Raw genomic sequence first — 13,805 nt, 5'->3', positions numbered from 1 at the left:
GCCCAGCCGCAGCCGGCTGCGGCAGCCGGCGAGGCGGTGGTCGCTTCCACCCTGGCGCCGGTGACCCGCTTCCCCGATCCGACCCCGGTGGTGCGGCAGATCAAGAAGCGGCTGGTGACCTACAAGCGCAAGGACGGCGTGGAACTGTCCTTCACCCTGTACACGCCACCCGGCTACAAGGAAGGCACGCGGGTGCCGGCGATCCTCTACGCCTATCCGCTGGACTACGCCGATGCCTCCAAGGCCGGCCAGGTCAGTGGCGCCAACGACCGCGACTTCACCCGCCTGCATTCCTACCAGCTGTTGCTGCTGGCCGGCTACGCGATCATCGACGACGCCGCGTTCCCGATCGTCGGCGATCCCAAGACCGCCTACGACACTTACCTGCAGCAGCTGGTGGAGAACGCGCAGGCGGCGGTGGACAAGGCGGTGGCGCTGGGTGTGGTCGACCGCGACCGCATCGGCGTCACCGGCCACAGCCACGGCGCGCTGATGGCGGCCAACCTGCTGGCGCACACCGACCTGTTCCGCGCCGGCGTGGCCACCAGCGGCAGCTACAACAAGACCCTGACCCCGTTCGGCTTCCAGAACGAGCGGCGCTCGTTCTGGGCCGCACCGGAGGTGTACGCGCAGGCCTCGGCGTTCTTCCACGCCGACAAGATCAACGAACCACTGCTGCTGGTGCACGGCATAGACGATGCCAACCCCGGCACCGAGACCACCCAGGCCCCGCGTATGTTCCAGGCCATCCGCGGCCTCGGCGGCACCGCACGGCTGGTGCTGCTGCCGTTCGAACCGCACTGGTACACCGCACGCGAATCCAACGAGGACGTGGTGGCGGAAATGCTGGAGTGGTTCGACCGCTACGTGAAGCAGGCGCCGCCGCGTGCGGCGTCGGCGTCACCGACCGCGGCGGCGCAAAAGCATTAGCAGGCGTAAGCAAAATGATCGACTTTGGCGCTCAGCTAGTCCTCTCGGGAGCTCTTAGCTTGGCGTTGAGTGGCGCCCTATTCTGGCTTTTGCGTTCATGGATATCAGAACGTTTGAAGAGCGCGATAAAGCACGAATACGACGAAAAGCTTGAGTCTCACAAAGCGCAGCTGCAGGCCCAGGCAGCTGTAGAGACCGAGCGACTCCGCTCTCAGCTAAGCATTCAAGCTACGGAGCACGCTGTCCGATTCCAAAGACTGCATGAGAAGAGGGCAGAAGTGGTAGAGCAGCTTTATTCTTTGCTGACAGAAGCCTACCGAAAGGCATCAACCTTTGCGTCGCCGGTTGAGTTGAATGGTGGGCCAGGGAAAGATGAGCAGTACATTGAGGCTCATAATAGTTTGTTCGATTTTTCCAGTACTTTGATAGAAATAGAATCTACTTGCCAACATCGGAGTTGTGTGACTCAATTGATCAATTGGTTGAGGGTATTCGGCGGCAAATTGCTAGCTTCGGCATGTACACGCAGCACAAGGATGTGGGGCTGAATTCAAAGGCTCTCGAAAGAAAGTACGATGCCTGGATGAGGGCTTGGGAATTTATGGAAAAAGAGGTTCCTCTCGCTAAAGCTAAGCTTGAGGATGAGTTTAGGTTTATTTTGGGCGGATGATGATTATTGCAAATCCTTCAGGGCCAATGCTCCTTCGCGGCGCAACCTAATTTAGATGCTGGCCTCTGCATGAATCCTTACTACATCTATGCACTCAAGGATCCACGCAGGACACCTGCTATTCCTTTCTATATCGGTAAGGGTACAGGGATTCGGGCGTGGGAGCACACATTGAGGGTCGACAAGACTCGTAAGGGTGAGAGAATTGAGGAAATTAAAGCTGATGGTTATGATGTAATCACTGCGGTTCTCGCGGATGACCTGACGGAATATCAAGCTTTGAAGCTCGAAGCGGAGTTGATATCCGCTTTTGGGAGCGAATTGGCTGGGGGGTTGTTGACAAACTCAGTCATACCGGAGGGTGTGAGGAAGAAGGTCAAGGATGACTTGATAATTCCTTCTGGAGTCGTAGAAAAGGCTCAAATTGGTCTGGAATTTTTAAAGTCATCTATTCTTGAGTTGGCTCGAGCTAATCCGGAAGGTGTCCTTAATTCGGATGTCGCAAAGGCACTTGGCCTGCAGAGTGACTATCTTGGCGGCTCAAAAGATTATTTGAGTTGGAGTGTACTTGGACTGCTTATGCGTGAGGGCAAGATGGTTCGAGTAGAGCCTAAGAGACATAAGGTCACGACTAAGTAGTGGTAGGCAGTTCATCCAAGCCGAAGTGACTTTTCCATGCGGCTTGAGCCAGATGCTTATCCATCGCTCCCTTCGACCAAGGTCGGAACGACGCCCTCCCCGCCGAAGGACTATGCTCGGAGCCGGTGCACCGGCCTTGGGAGGGGCGGCATGGACTACGCGACGCTGTACCGGCGTTCGATCGAGCGGCCCGAGGAGTTCTGGGCCGAGCAGGCCAAGGCGATCCACTGGGAGCGCCCGCCGCAGACGATCCTGGAGTACGACACGCCGCCGTTCCGGCGCTGGTTCGTCGGCGGGCTGACCAATCTGTGCCACAACGCGGTGGACCGGCATCTGCCCGAACGCGCCACGCAACTGGCGCTCGTCGCGGTGTCCAGCGAAACCGGGCAGACCCAGGAGATCACCTATGCGCAGCTGCACCGCGAGGTCAACGCCTTCGCGGCGGTGCTGCAGCGGCTGGACGTGCAGCGCGGCGACCGCGTGGTCATCTACATGCCGAACATGGCCGAGGCGGTGTACGCGATGCTGGCCTGCGCGCGCATCGGCGCGGTGCATTCGGTGGTGTTCGGCGGCTTCGCCGCGCACAACCTGGCGCTGCGCATCGACGACGCGCGGCCCAAGCTGCTGATCGCCGCCGATGCCGGCAGCCGCGGCGGCAAGCGCATTCCCTACAAGCCGCTGGTCGATGCCGCCTGCGCGGAGGCCAGTGCACCGCCGCCGACGGTACTGATCGTCTCGCGCGGGCTGGATCCGGCGCAGCCGCGCGTGCCCGGGCGCGACGTCGACTATGCCGAGCTGCGCGCCGAGGTCGGCGATGCGCAGGTGCCGGTGGTGTGGCTGGAATCCAACGAGCCCAGCTACCTGCTGTACACCTCGGGGACCACCGGCAAGCCCAAGGGCGTGCAGCGCGATGTCGGCGGGCATGCGGTGGCGCTGTCGTTGTCGATGCGCACGGTGTTCGACTGCGGCCCGGGGCAGACCATGTTTTCCACCTCCGACGTGGGCTGGGCGGTGGGGCATTCGTACAACGTGTACGGTCCGCTGATCGTCGGCGCGACCTCGTTGCTGTACGAAGGCCTGCCGGTGCAGCCGGATCCGGGCGTGTGGTGGGCGCTGTGCGAGAAGTACCGGGTGCGCACCATGTTCTCCTCGCCCACCGCGATCCGCGTGCTGAAGAAGCATCCGGCGCGCTACCTGCGCGAGCGCGACCTGAGCGCGCTGCGCTATCTGTTCCTGGCCGGCGAGCCGCTGGACGAGCCGACTGCGTTGTGGATCGGCGAGGCGCTGGGCAAGCCGGTGATCGACAACTATTGGCAGACCGAAACCGGCTGGCCGGTGCTGACCCTGTTGCCGGGCGTCGAACTGCGGCCGGTCAAGCCGGGGTCGCCAGGCTTTCCCAATCTGGGCTATCGCACGCGCATCGTCGACGAGCACGGCGTCGAGGTGCCGGCCGGGCGCAAGGGCGTGCTGGTGATCGAGCCGCCGTTGCCGCCGGGCTGCATGACCACGGTGTGGAACGACGACGCGCGCTTCCTGCGCAGCTACTTCAGCCATTTCGATACGCTGCTGTACAGCTCGCTGGACTGGGCGATCCGCGACGAGGACGGCTATACCTTCATCCTCGGTCGCACCGACGACGTGATCAACGTGGCCGGACATCGCCTGGGCACGCGCGAGATCGAGGAAGCCATCGCCGGCCACGCCGACGTGGCCGAGGTCGCGGTGATCGGCATGCATGACGAACTGAAGGGGCAGGTGCCGGTGGTGTTCGCGACGCTGAAGCAGGTCGCGCCTGATGCGGCGGCAGTGATCGAGGAACTGCGCCAGTGCGTGGTGCAGCGGCTCGGTGCGGTGGCGCGGCCGGCGCAGGTGTATCTGGTGCAGGCACTGCCGAAGACGCGCTCGGGCAAGCTGTTGCGGCGCTCGCTGCAGGCGCTGGCCGAGCAGCGCGATCCGGGCGATCTGTCGACGCTTGACGATCCCGGCGCGCTGGAGGAAATCCGTCGCGCTTTGCGCGGTTGACGTGCGACTGGCGACGCCGGCGCAGCCGCGCCGGCGTTCGCATCGCCGATCAGCTCAGCCCTTCGGCCTGCAGCGCCGCCTGCACCTGCGGATCGGCGGACATGCGTTCGAAATGCAGTTGCAGATTGGGGCCGAGCGCGATCTGCTGCGCGCGCGCCCAGCGCAGGGTGACGAACAGGTAGGCATCGGCGATGGAACGGCGCGCGCCGCCCAGCCAGGTCTGCTGTTCCAGCGCAGCTTCCACGCGCGCGTACAGCGTGCGCACGCGTTCGCGTGCATGTTCCTGGGTGCGGGCGATCACCGCGGCATCGTCGAGATAGCGGGTGCTGCCGAACAGCGGATGAAACGCCGGGTGCAGATCGGCGTTGAGGAAGGCCAGCCAGCGCTGCACTTCGGCACGGCTGCGCGGGCTGCCGTCGCCAGCCAGGTGCGCGTCGGGCGCGAGATCGGCGATGTAGTTGAGGATCGCCGAGTTCTGGGTCAGCACCCAGTCGTCCATCTGCAGCGCAGGCACCGCGCCGGCCGGATTGATCGCCAGGTACGCCGGCGCCTTCATCGCCGCGGCATCCAGCAGCTTCAGTTCGAACGGCAATCCGGCCCAGCGCAGCGCGATGTGATCGGCCAGCGAACAGGCACCGGGCTTGGAATAGAGTTTCATGGCAGGCGGCTCCGCATCGGTCAGGACGGCAGAGCGTACCTGCTGCGCGGGGCGCTTGGCGATGAAGGCGCGCCATGCGTGGCGCGCGCGCCTGCGTCAGGACATGCCTGTGTGGCGAACGATCAGGACGCGTTGCGCGGGCGCAGCTTCTGCACGCGATAGAACGTGTGGTCGCCGATGGTCGCGACCTGATAGGCATTGCGCCAACTCGGGCTGGCGATGGCATGCGCGGCGAAGTGGCTGGCGCCCGGCACGATCTCCTTGCGCTGGCCCTGCGGCAGCGCCCAGTTGCGCTCGGCGGCGAAGGCGACCTTGACCGCATCGGCCCAGGCGTCGTCGTTCTTCAGTTCGGTGCCCGGCTTCACCAGGCCTGGCGCGAACTGCTTGCGTGCGGTGACCACCTGGCACATCGAATCGCCCCACAGGCCGCTGTCCAGGCGACGCAGCGCCACTTCGGCGACGGCTTGTTGTCCGCGCAGCGTCTGGTCGCGCGCTTCCAGGTACACGGTGGTGCTGAGGCAAAGCGAATCGGCAGCGGGTTGCGGCAACAATTGCGAGAGCCAGAGAATCCAGGCCAGTTTCATCGTACTCCTTGCTCCGTATGGGCCGTCGTCGAGGCGCTGCGCCGGGATGGCGCGGCAAGCGATGCGGCTTGGCGTCATGGGGAGGCGGCCTGTCACGGGCCGCCCGGGTGCCGGCAATCTGAAGTCCGGCGGATCCGCCAAGATGGGCGGATCGAGAAGAGGCGCGAACGATAGGGGCCGGTTCCCGAATCGCAACTGAATCCCGAGTGTTGACAGGGTTCACATCTCGCTGTGTCGAGATGCCGTCGCGCCTGGCCGCACGACGGCATTGTGCAGCGCCGCCCTGCGGCGCATGAGGCTCAGGGAAACTGCTTGCGCTGCATCAGCATGGCGTACACCTTCACTACGGGATCGGCGTGCCCGCTCAGTTGCGCCAGGCGTTGATCGCGATCCGGCCAACGCTGCGCCTGATCGGCGAGCACGCGCAGATCGCCGAACCAGGTGTCGTGATCGCGTGCGTAATACGGGCCGCTCAGCAGCGTGGCGAGCAGGTGCATGCCGCGGTCGCGCGCCGCGCCCGCCGGCGCGTACTCGAGATAGCGCAGCAGTTCGCGCAGGCGCGCGCGCTGCACGCGGCCGCTATCGTCGCTGGCGGCGGTCTGCTGCAGCACGCCGTGGTCGAGTTGGTCGAGGAACTCGATCGATGCTTTTTCCGTCGCCGCATCGCCAGCACCAGCAGCCGCATCCAGCAACTGCGTGCGGATGTTGTAGCCGGCCTGGCGGATCAGCGAGATCGCATCGGCGTCGATCGACTGCGCGGGGAGCGGCGGTGCCGGCACGATGCGCTCGGCCGGCAGCTCGGCGACGAAGCGCTGCTCCAGCAGCCAGTGGTTGCCGAGCACGCTGGAAGGGCAGCGCGTCTGCGCAAGATGCGCAGCGACGTAGCCGCGGTAGGCAGCGTGCAGGCGCTCGCGCAGGGCGCTGTCGGACACTTGTTGCAGCACCAGCGGCATGTCGCCGGCCACGCTGAGTTCGGTGGCGGTGAAACCGGCGTCGTCGCCGCGGATGCGTTCGAACATGCGCACCAGGCTGTCGCCGAGCTGTGCCTGTCCCGCAGTGTCCAGCGGCGCCGCGCCGAGCGCCATCTTCAGCGCCGGGGCGGTGTCGGTTTCGTGTTGCGCCGCGTCCAGGCGTGCGGCGATTGCGCTGGCGCGCGCTGCCGGTGGTGCCGGCTGCAGTGCGCTGGCCAACGCATAGGTCGGGCTGGGATCGTCGAGATAGTCCGCATCGCAACTGCCGGCGTGCGGCGTCGGCAGCGCGGCGAACAACGCCTGAACCTGCGCTGGCGTGGCGTGTTGTGCGGCGCGTGTCTGCAGCGTCAGCCGATCCAGACCAGCGGTGCGCGGTGAGCGAAGTTCGTCGTCGTGCTCTTCGTCGATGCTGCCGACGCGGGCCAGGCCTGGCATGCGCCGTTGCGCGCGCTCGGCCAGTGCCACGGCCTGTTGGGTCAGCCGTTGCGCGGCAGCGGCCCGGTTGCCGTCGGCTGAAAGATCGGCGGATGCAGCCAAGCGCAGCAGCACATCGGCCTGGAAGTCGGCAGGCAGCGCCTGCGCCGCGGCCAGCACCGCACTCGCAGGTGGCCCGGGCACGGCGCTACCGTTCATCGAAGCGGCACCAGTGGACGGCGGCGTCTGCGCACTGGCCGGGCCGGCAGGCGGGTGTGTTGCGAGGGAAGCCGGCGCTGCGGTTTGCGCGCTGTGGGCGGTGGCCGCGCGTTGCAGCAGCGGCACGCAGGCGCCGGCGACCAGCAGCGCGAGAAGCAGATGGCGGGGACGTGGGGCGTAACGCATGGGAACTCCTGAAGGCGGGCGACGGACTGCACGGCGCATGGGCGCCGTGCAGGACCGGGGAGCGCACTCCCCGGGCGACCATCCAGTGGTCAGTTGTAGCGCGCGGTGTTGCGCGGCACGTTTGCGCGAATCACGCCGAGCGGATCGTCGGTGATGATGCTGGTGAAGCCGGCAGTGACCTGTGCGCGGAAGTCCGGACGGTCGTCGGCGGTCTCGTTGCCGAAGTACTTGGTACGGGTCAGGTAATCGTCGAGCGAGGCACAGCAGGTGCCGTTGCTGCGCACGTAGTGCTGGCCGTCATGGCTGCTGAGGCGGTACTCGGGCACCGGCGAGAACGCGCCGATCGCGCGTTTCTGCGCCTGGTTCTCGGCCAGCAGTTCGGCGGTCGGGTCGCCGCGGCGGGGCTGCTTGTTGCCGATTTCCAGCCAGGCGAAGCCGTTTTGGCGACGCGCCTCGTTGATCCAGGCGTTGACCCGGCACGCCGGCGTGTCGCCGCGCCCCGAGCCGCACTCGCCGACGTAGCCGCCATCGGCCAGCCTGTCCATGTCGCCGGCGTAGATGGTCGGCGCGAATGGCACACCCTTGGTGAAGCGGGTGATCTCGCTGGGCGTCTTCGGCAGCAGCGAGGCGCTGAATTTCAGCACCACCTGGTTCTCCATGCGGAACGCATGGACCTGGTCGGCCGCGCGCGAGACTGCATCCAGGTTCTTCAGATCAAGCACCACCACCATGTGGTTGGCGTAGGTCACCACGGTGTTCAGCGCCTTGGCCAGCGAGGTCGGATTGTCGTTGGTCTTGGCGAAGTTCTTGTCGCGCAGGAACGAGTTGACCAGATCATGACTGGTCAGGGTGCTGATGTCCGGATTCCAGCCCTTCGGATTGGTCGCCGGCTGGAAGATATAGAAGCCGGGCTCGTGATACACCACGCGACCGGCGTTCTGGTCGTGGAACAGCCAAAGGATGCCGTCGGAGGCTTGCTTGACATCGAGTTCGATCGCTTCGATGTTGTTGTTGTAAGTGCTGAGGATCGAGCAGGTGGAGTTTTCCGCGCAGCCGTTGCCGACCAGCCCGCGATGCGAGATCACCACGACATCGGCGTGATTCCCCTGGTAGGGATTCTTCATTACGTTGAGGATATGTTGCGGGTTCCAGTTGCTGGCGGCCGACGCCATGCCGGACAGCGTGGCCAGCGACGCGCAGGCCAGCGCCAGGGCGAGAACCTTGGCGGGTTTCTTGGGCAGTTTCATGTGCTCTCTTCCGTTCGGGGTTGATGGAATGAAGTGAAGCAGCGCAGCGCGCGGCAACCGCCGCGCCCATGGGCGCGGTTGTCTGCAGCGCAATGCTCGAAGCGACGGGCATCGTCCTGGCGTTGCATGCCACCCGTCTGAAACTGGACTCCTGGCGACACCGCGCGTGGGCCACCGCGCGGTGTCGCCGGGATTTGGACCGAGGCCCGCTACCGGGGCGTGTCCGTGCCGTGCAGGTAGCGTTGCAATGCCAACGGCTCGTCGGTTTGGATCATGCTGACGCCGTGCTTGCGCAGCCCGCCCCAGACCGCAGCCGGATCGCGCAGTGCGCGCTGGTCGGTGTAGTGCGCGGACAGCCGCATCGGTTTGCCGCTGGCGATGTCGTTGGTCATGGTGTTGACGAACAGCCGCGCGTGCGGCGCCAGTTCGCGTTGCGCAATGTCCAGCACCACCGGGTCGTCGAACATCAGCTGCACCACCGCCGGCTGCAAGCTGGCGGCGCGGCGCAGGGCCTGCTCGGGCGGCAGCGTCGATTCACGCTGCAGGTACAGCGCCTGCATCGCGATGTCGGCCTTGCGCGCGCGCTGCAGCACCGCCGCGGGCACGTCCAGCGGCACGTTGAGCAGCACGTCGCGTTGCGCGCCGGCCGCCTCCACCGCGTCGATCACCTGGTCCAGTGCCGCGGCCTTGATGTCCAGGTTCACCAGCACCTTGCCGCGCGCCAGGGCCAACGCCTGCGCCAGCGTCGGCGGATGCCGCGCGGTGAGCGTGCTGTCGCGGCCGCCGCCCCGGCTGCGCACGCGCAAGGCGGCGATCTGCGCCGCGTCCAGATCGGCCACCGCGCCGTGTCCGTCGGTGGTGCGGTCCACGGTGTCGTCGTGCATCAGCACCAGCGCGCCGTCGCGGGTGGTGCGCACGTCGATCTCGACCATGTCCACGCCGCGCGCGATGCACGCGGCGATGCCGTCAAGCGTGTTCTCCGAGGCGAACGTCCAGCAGGCGCGGTGCGACACCACCAGCGCCGGCCCATGCGGGTCGCGTAGCTGGTCGGGCAGGCTCGGCGTTGCCGCCATGGCCAGGACCGGCATCGACAGCACGGCGCTCATCAGCAGTCTCCGGAAGCGCATGCTCACCATCTCCAGGTCAGCGACGCGTTGTAGTTGCGGCCGAAGATCGGCCGCGCGTAGATCGCGTCGGCGGTGCCCTGGCCGGACAGCGTGTCCACGCGCGCATTGCCTTCGGTCAGGCCGAGCGCGTTGCCGACGTTGGCGGCGTGCAGCTGCAGCTCCAGGTGCTCGCTCAACCGCGCGAACAGGCCCAGGTCGTAGGTGGTGTAGGCGGGCAGGGCGGTGGCATTGGTGTAGTCCACATAGCGCTGGCCCATGCGATAGGCGGTGGCCGACAGTTCGACCGGCCGGCCGTCGATGTCGAAGTACAGCGTCGGGCTGAGCGAGGCCATGAACTTGGGAATGCGCGAGATCTGCTTGCCGTCCAGGTCGCCGTAGCTGATGCCGGTGGTCGCGTTGCTCAGGCCGCGCGTCTGCGGATCCTGCAGCGTCGCCGAACCGGTGATGCCGAACAGCGGCGACGGTCGCCAGGTGAACTCCGATTCCAGGCCCAGCGTGCGGGTCTTGCCGACCAGCGCCAGGCTCTGCACCGCACCGCTGCCGTCGAGCACGATGGCGCTGATCGACAGATCGTTGAAGCGGCTCCAGAAGCCGACCGTGGAGAACGAGAAGCTGTCGCCGAAGCTGCCGCGCAGGCCGGCCTCGGCCTGGTCGATGTCGGTGACGTCCGCGTTCTGGGTCTGGTAGACGTTCTGCAGCCGCGGCAGGCGCTGCGACTGGGTGTAGCGGGCGAAGGTCTGCAACTGCGGGGTCAGCGCGAACTCGGCACCGAGCGTCCACTGCGTGGCGTGGCGATGATCGGTGCGCGGACTGAACGCACCGCTGAGCCCGCCGACGTTGTCGTCGGCCAGCGTGGTCGGATCGCCGAGATTGCGCGTGGTGGTGGCGTAGACGCCGCCGCTGGCGTTGTAGCGGGTGTAGCGCACGCCGGCATCCAGGCCGAGGCGGCCGAAGCGCACCGAGTCCCACAGGTACGGCGAGAAGTAGGTGCCGTTGGCGAAGCCGCGGGTGACGCCATTGCCGTAGCGCACGAAGCCGTTCTGGGTGACCGAACCGACCACGTTGCCGGCGGCGTCGTAGGCCAACACGTCCAGGCGCTGCGCGTTGTTCTGCAGCGTGGTCAGCACGGTGTTCTGTAACCGGTCCTGGCGGTATTCGAAGTGCTGCACGTTGAGGCCGGCGGTGAGCGTGTGCTGGCCCAGCGCGGTGTCGTCGAACGCCTTGCTCAGGCGCAGGTCGTCGGACAGCGTGCGCAGATCGGTGCGCGCATTCCACAGGCCGCTCTCCAGCACCAGGCCGTCGGCCGCGGCTGGATCGTAGGCGGCGCCGTTGCGGCTGGCGACGTAGCCGACCCGCGCCACCCGCGTGCCGAAGCCGCTGCGCGCACGGCCGAGTTGCGTGTTGAGGTAGGCACCGGCGTCGTAGGGTGCGGCGCCGGAGAACAGCGCGGTGTAGTCCACCTCCGCATCGACGAAGCGCATGCGGTTGTTGAGGGTCAGGCCGTCGCCCAGATCCCACTCCAGGTGCGTGCCGAGTTGCTTGACCTTGCTGTGGATGCCGTCGGCCAGGTCCAGGTTGCGCGCCAGCGGTGTAGTGCCGTCGAAGGTCAGGGCCGTGGTGTGGCGCAGGTCGTTGGACAGCAGGGTGCCGTCCAGCGGGTCGATCAGCGCCGACAGCGATTGCGACGGGTTGCGCGGGTCGGCCAGCGGGATCGGGTTGTAGAAGGCGGTACGGTCGTTGAGGTACTTGGCGTCGACGTCGAGGATCGCATCGCCCATCAGGAAGGTCAGGTTGCCGCGCAGCTGGCCACCCTGGTCGGCGGTGTAGCCGGTGCGACGCAGGCCGTCGTCGCTGCGGTGGTAGCCGCCGATGCTGTACAGCACGTTCTCGCTGAGCGGGCCGGCGCTGTAGGCGTCCTCGCGGCGCAAGCCGTCGCTGCCCACGCTCATGCGCACCGCGCCCTCGGGGGTGGCGGTGCCGTGGCGGGTGATGGCATTGACCGTGCCGCCCGGCGCGTTGGTCGCGAACAGCGGCGAGGTGCCGCCGCGCACCACTTCCAGGCGCTCGGTCATCATGTCCAGCGCGAACAGGGTGTCGACGTTGAAGAAGCTTTCCTGCGGCTCGTCGAACAGGGTCAGGCCGTCTTCCTGGTACTGCACGTAGTACCAGCCGCCGGCCGGCAGGCCGCGCACGTAGAGATTCTGGCCGCCGCCCTGGCCGCCGGAGGGTTCGGCGGAGAAACCGGGGACCGCCCGCAGCATGTCCACGCTGCTGCTCGGGGTGCTCCGCTCCAGGCGTTCCTTGGACACCACGCTGATCGCGAAGGGGGCGTCCTTCTGCGACTGGCCCTGCGGCGTGCCGGTGACCACGATCTGGTCCAGCGTGGTGGTGGCGTCGGCCGGGGGGGCTGGCGCGTCTTCGGCATGGACGGTCGCGGCGCTGCCGAGGATGGACGCGAGCGCCAGGGCCAGCAGGCTCGGGTGCGGATGAACGGTACGCATGAAGACCTCCAGTAAAAGAATGTATAGTTAATACTATTTGCAATGTATGAAAATTGGATGTCCACGTGCTAGGTTGTTGCGGTTCGTGCATCCATCACGCTTTGCGCCCGCCTATGCCGCATCCCGATTTCCCGCCGCGCGTCAGTGCCGGCGGCCGCCAATTGCTCGATCGTGTGTTCAAGACCGGGGTGCAGACCCAGGCGGCGCTGAGCCGCGACCTGGATCTGTCGCAGCCCACCGTGGCGCGCCTGCTGCAGGGCTTCGTACAGGACCGCATGGTCCAGCTCAGCGCCCGTGCCGCCGAGGGGCGCGGCAACCCCAGCGTCGATGTGCGGCTGGCGCCGGATTACGCCTACGCCTTCGGCATCGGCCTGATGGGCGACGTGGTGGCGCTGGCGCTGGTGGATTTCGCCGGCACCGTGCGCGGCCAGCGCCGCGTGGGCCTGGCCGACATGCGCCGCGCGCCGGTGCTGGCGCAGTTGCAGCGATTCCGTGCGGAGCTGCTGGCCGAGACCGGCGTGGACCCGGCGCGGGTGGTCGGCATGGGCATGGCGATTTCGGCGTTCTTCACCGGGCAGGGCCGGCAGATGGCCGGGCCGCCGGCGCTGGAGGACTGGACCCAGGTGGATCTGGTGCCGATCCTGGAAGACGCCCTGGGCTGCGCGGTCACCATCGAAAACGATGGCGCGGCGGCGGCGGTGGCCGAGAGTCTGTACGGGGTCGGCCGCGACTGCCGCGACTTCGTCTACCTGCACCTGACCAACGGCTTCGGTGGCGGCATCATCGCCGATGGCCGGCTGTTCCGCGGCCACCGCGGCAATGCCGGCGAGTTCGGCGGCATCTGGACCGTCGGCGGCATGGCCTATCCGAACCTGGACGCGCTGCTGTCGCTGGTGCGGGCCGCCGGCCAGGACTACGCCGGAGTCGAGCAGATGCTCGGCGCGATCGACGCGCACACCCCGGGCGTGGACGCCTGGCTGGACATGGCCGAGGCACCGTTCTCGCAGTTGTGCGCGTATCTGGCCTATGCGCTGGATCCGCAGGCGATCGTGATCGGCGGGCGCCTGCCGGCCGCGATCGGCGCACGCCTGATCGAGCGCATCCGCATCCCGCGCGCGCCCAACCGGCACGGCCTGGCGCCGCCGCTGCCGCAACTGTGCATCGCCCGCACCGTCGGCGACGCGGTGACCCTGGGCGCGGCGTTGATGCCGCTGCAGCGGGCGTTTTTCGCCTGAGACACGCGCGTGCGCGGTGCGCCGCGTTCAAGCCAGCGACATGGCGCCGTGTCGCCGAGGATTCGGGCCTGATGCTCGCCCGTTGCGTCGCAGCGTCCGCTGTCTCAGCCGCTGCTGGCGTTGGCCGCCAGGCCGGCACCGATCGGATGCGATCGCCGGCGTCCCGTCAACAGCGCCAGCAGCAGGCACAGCGCCCCGCACAGCAGCGGGCCGGCCGCCATCGCCCAGCACAGCAGCAGGCAGTGCCCGTCGCGGTAGTCCAGCGCATCCAGCAGCACGCCGATCAGCACCACCCCGGCGGCCAGGGCGACCTGTGCGGCGGCGGTCAGTGCGGCGAAGCACAGCGCATGCTCGGCGACCGCACGGGTCGCGGTGCACTGCGCGTGCCAGGCCCATACCAGT

General features: G+C 67.0%; 11 protein-coding genes and 1 pseudogene. 5 read left to right on the top strand and 7 right to left on the bottom strand.

The window, feature by feature from the left end:
* From D183_RS0123330 to prpE, 4 genes are all read left to right on the top strand, one after another.
* Positions 1–930: alpha/beta hydrolase family protein (locus D183_RS0123330; protein ID WP_017911126.1), on the top strand; the 930-nt coding region annotated here is incomplete at its 5' end.
* 14 nt (positions 931–944) lie between these two features.
* Complete coding sequence (locus tag D183_RS27670; protein ID WP_157835251.1) at positions 945–1,478, top strand: hypothetical protein; 534 nt, start codon at positions 945–947, stop codon at positions 1,476–1,478.
* A 191-nt stretch (positions 1,479–1,669) separates the two neighbouring features.
* Positions 1,670–2,239, top strand: a complete 570-nt coding sequence (locus D183_RS26685; RefSeq protein WP_081613427.1) for a GIY-YIG nuclease family protein — start codon at positions 1,670–1,672, stop codon at positions 2,237–2,239.
* 150 nt (positions 2,240–2,389) lie between these two features.
* Complete coding sequence (gene prpE, locus D183_RS0123325; RefSeq protein WP_017911125.1) at positions 2,390–4,261, top strand: propionate--CoA ligase; 1,872 nt, start codon at positions 2,390–2,392, stop codon at positions 4,259–4,261.
* Between the two features lie 49 nt (positions 4,262–4,310).
* Here prpE and D183_RS0123320 read toward each other — a convergent pair whose 3' ends face one another.
* The 6 genes from D183_RS0123320 to D183_RS0123295 form a co-directional block, all read right to left on the bottom strand.
* Positions 4,311–4,919 (bottom strand): glutathione binding-like protein, encoded by a 609-nt coding sequence (locus tag D183_RS0123320; protein ID WP_017911124.1) that lies wholly within the window; start codon positions 4,917–4,919, stop codon positions 4,311–4,313.
* Positions 4,920–5,041: 122 nt separating this feature from the next.
* Positions 5,042–5,503, bottom strand: a complete 462-nt coding sequence (locus D183_RS0123315) for a cell wall hydrolase (RefSeq protein WP_019797714.1) — start codon at positions 5,501–5,503, stop codon at positions 5,042–5,044.
* Between the two features lie 299 nt (positions 5,504–5,802).
* Positions 5,803–7,293 carry a hypothetical protein gene (locus D183_RS0123310; RefSeq protein WP_232757343.1) on the bottom strand — a complete coding sequence of 497 codons (1,491 nt, stop codon included), beginning with the start codon at positions 7,291–7,293 and terminating at the stop codon, positions 5,803–5,805.
* An 89-nt stretch (positions 7,294–7,382) separates the two neighbouring features.
* Positions 7,383–8,540, bottom strand: a complete 1,158-nt coding sequence (locus tag D183_RS0123305) for a glycerophosphodiester phosphodiesterase family protein (RefSeq protein ID WP_017911121.1) — start codon at positions 8,538–8,540, stop codon at positions 7,383–7,385.
* A 209-nt stretch (positions 8,541–8,749) separates the two neighbouring features.
* Positions 8,750–9,646, bottom strand: coding sequence for a glycerophosphodiester phosphodiesterase family protein (locus tag D183_RS0123300; RefSeq protein ID WP_026144779.1), 897 nt, complete (start codon positions 9,644–9,646; stop codon positions 8,750–8,752).
* A 23-nt stretch (positions 9,647–9,669) separates the two neighbouring features.
* Positions 9,670–12,168 carry a TonB-dependent receptor gene (locus D183_RS0123295; protein ID WP_017911119.1) on the bottom strand — a complete coding sequence of 833 codons (2,499 nt, stop codon included), beginning with the start codon at positions 12,166–12,168 and terminating at the stop codon, positions 9,670–9,672.
* 113 nt (positions 12,169–12,281) lie between these two features.
* Here D183_RS0123295 and D183_RS0123290 point away from each other — a divergent pair, with 113 nt between their 5' ends.
* Positions 12,282–13,403 carry an ROK family protein gene (locus tag D183_RS0123290; RefSeq protein ID WP_017911118.1) on the top strand — a complete coding sequence of 374 codons (1,122 nt, stop codon included), beginning with the start codon at positions 12,282–12,284 and terminating at the stop codon, positions 13,401–13,403.
* A 104-nt stretch (positions 13,404–13,507) separates the two neighbouring features.
* On the opposite strand, the pseudogene D183_RS25825 reads toward D183_RS0123290, so the two are convergent.
* Positions 13,508–13,805 (bottom strand): annotated as a pseudogene (locus D183_RS25825) (MFS transporter); the annotation flags it as partial.

It is taken from the genome of Xanthomonas sp. SHU 199 (assembly GCF_000364665.1).
Taxonomy (GTDB): domain Bacteria; phylum Pseudomonadota; class Gammaproteobacteria; order Xanthomonadales; family Xanthomonadaceae; genus Xanthomonas_A; species Xanthomonas_A sontii.
The sequence above is the reverse complement of the archived record's forward strand: the minus strand, read 5'-3'. Positions and strand labels throughout refer to the sequence as shown.

Coding starts and splice junctions, on each gene's coding strand:
- D183_RS27670 (WP_157835251.1), top strand. CDS start 945: ATGATCGACTTTGGCGCTCAGCTAGTCCTCTCGGGAGCTCTTAGCTTG.
- D183_RS26685 (WP_081613427.1), top strand. CDS start 1,670: ATGAATCCTTACTACATCTATGCACTCAAGGATCCACGCAGGACACCT.
- prpE (WP_017911125.1), top strand. CDS start 2,390: ATGGACTACGCGACGCTGTACCGGCGTTCGATCGAGCGGCCCGAGGAG.
- D183_RS0123320 (WP_017911124.1), bottom strand. CDS start 4,919: ATGAAACTCTATTCCAAGCCCGGTGCCTGTTCGCTGGCCGATCACATC.
- D183_RS0123315 (WP_019797714.1), bottom strand. CDS start 5,503: ATGAAACTGGCCTGGATTCTCTGGCTCTCGCAATTGTTGCCGCAACCC.
- D183_RS0123310 (WP_232757343.1), bottom strand. CDS start 7,293: ATGCGTTACGCCCCACGTCCCCGCCATCTGCTTCTCGCGCTGCTGGTC.
- D183_RS0123305 (WP_017911121.1), bottom strand. CDS start 8,540: ATGAAACTGCCCAAGAAACCCGCCAAGGTTCTCGCCCTGGCGCTGGCC.
- D183_RS0123300 (WP_026144779.1), bottom strand. CDS start 9,646: ATGAGCGCCGTGCTGTCGATGCCGGTCCTGGCCATGGCGGCAACGCCG.
- D183_RS0123295 (WP_017911119.1), bottom strand. CDS start 12,168: ATGCGTACCGTTCATCCGCACCCGAGCCTGCTGGCCCTGGCGCTCGCG.
- D183_RS0123290 (WP_017911118.1), top strand. CDS start 12,282: ATGCCGCATCCCGATTTCCCGCCGCGCGTCAGTGCCGGCGGCCGCCAA.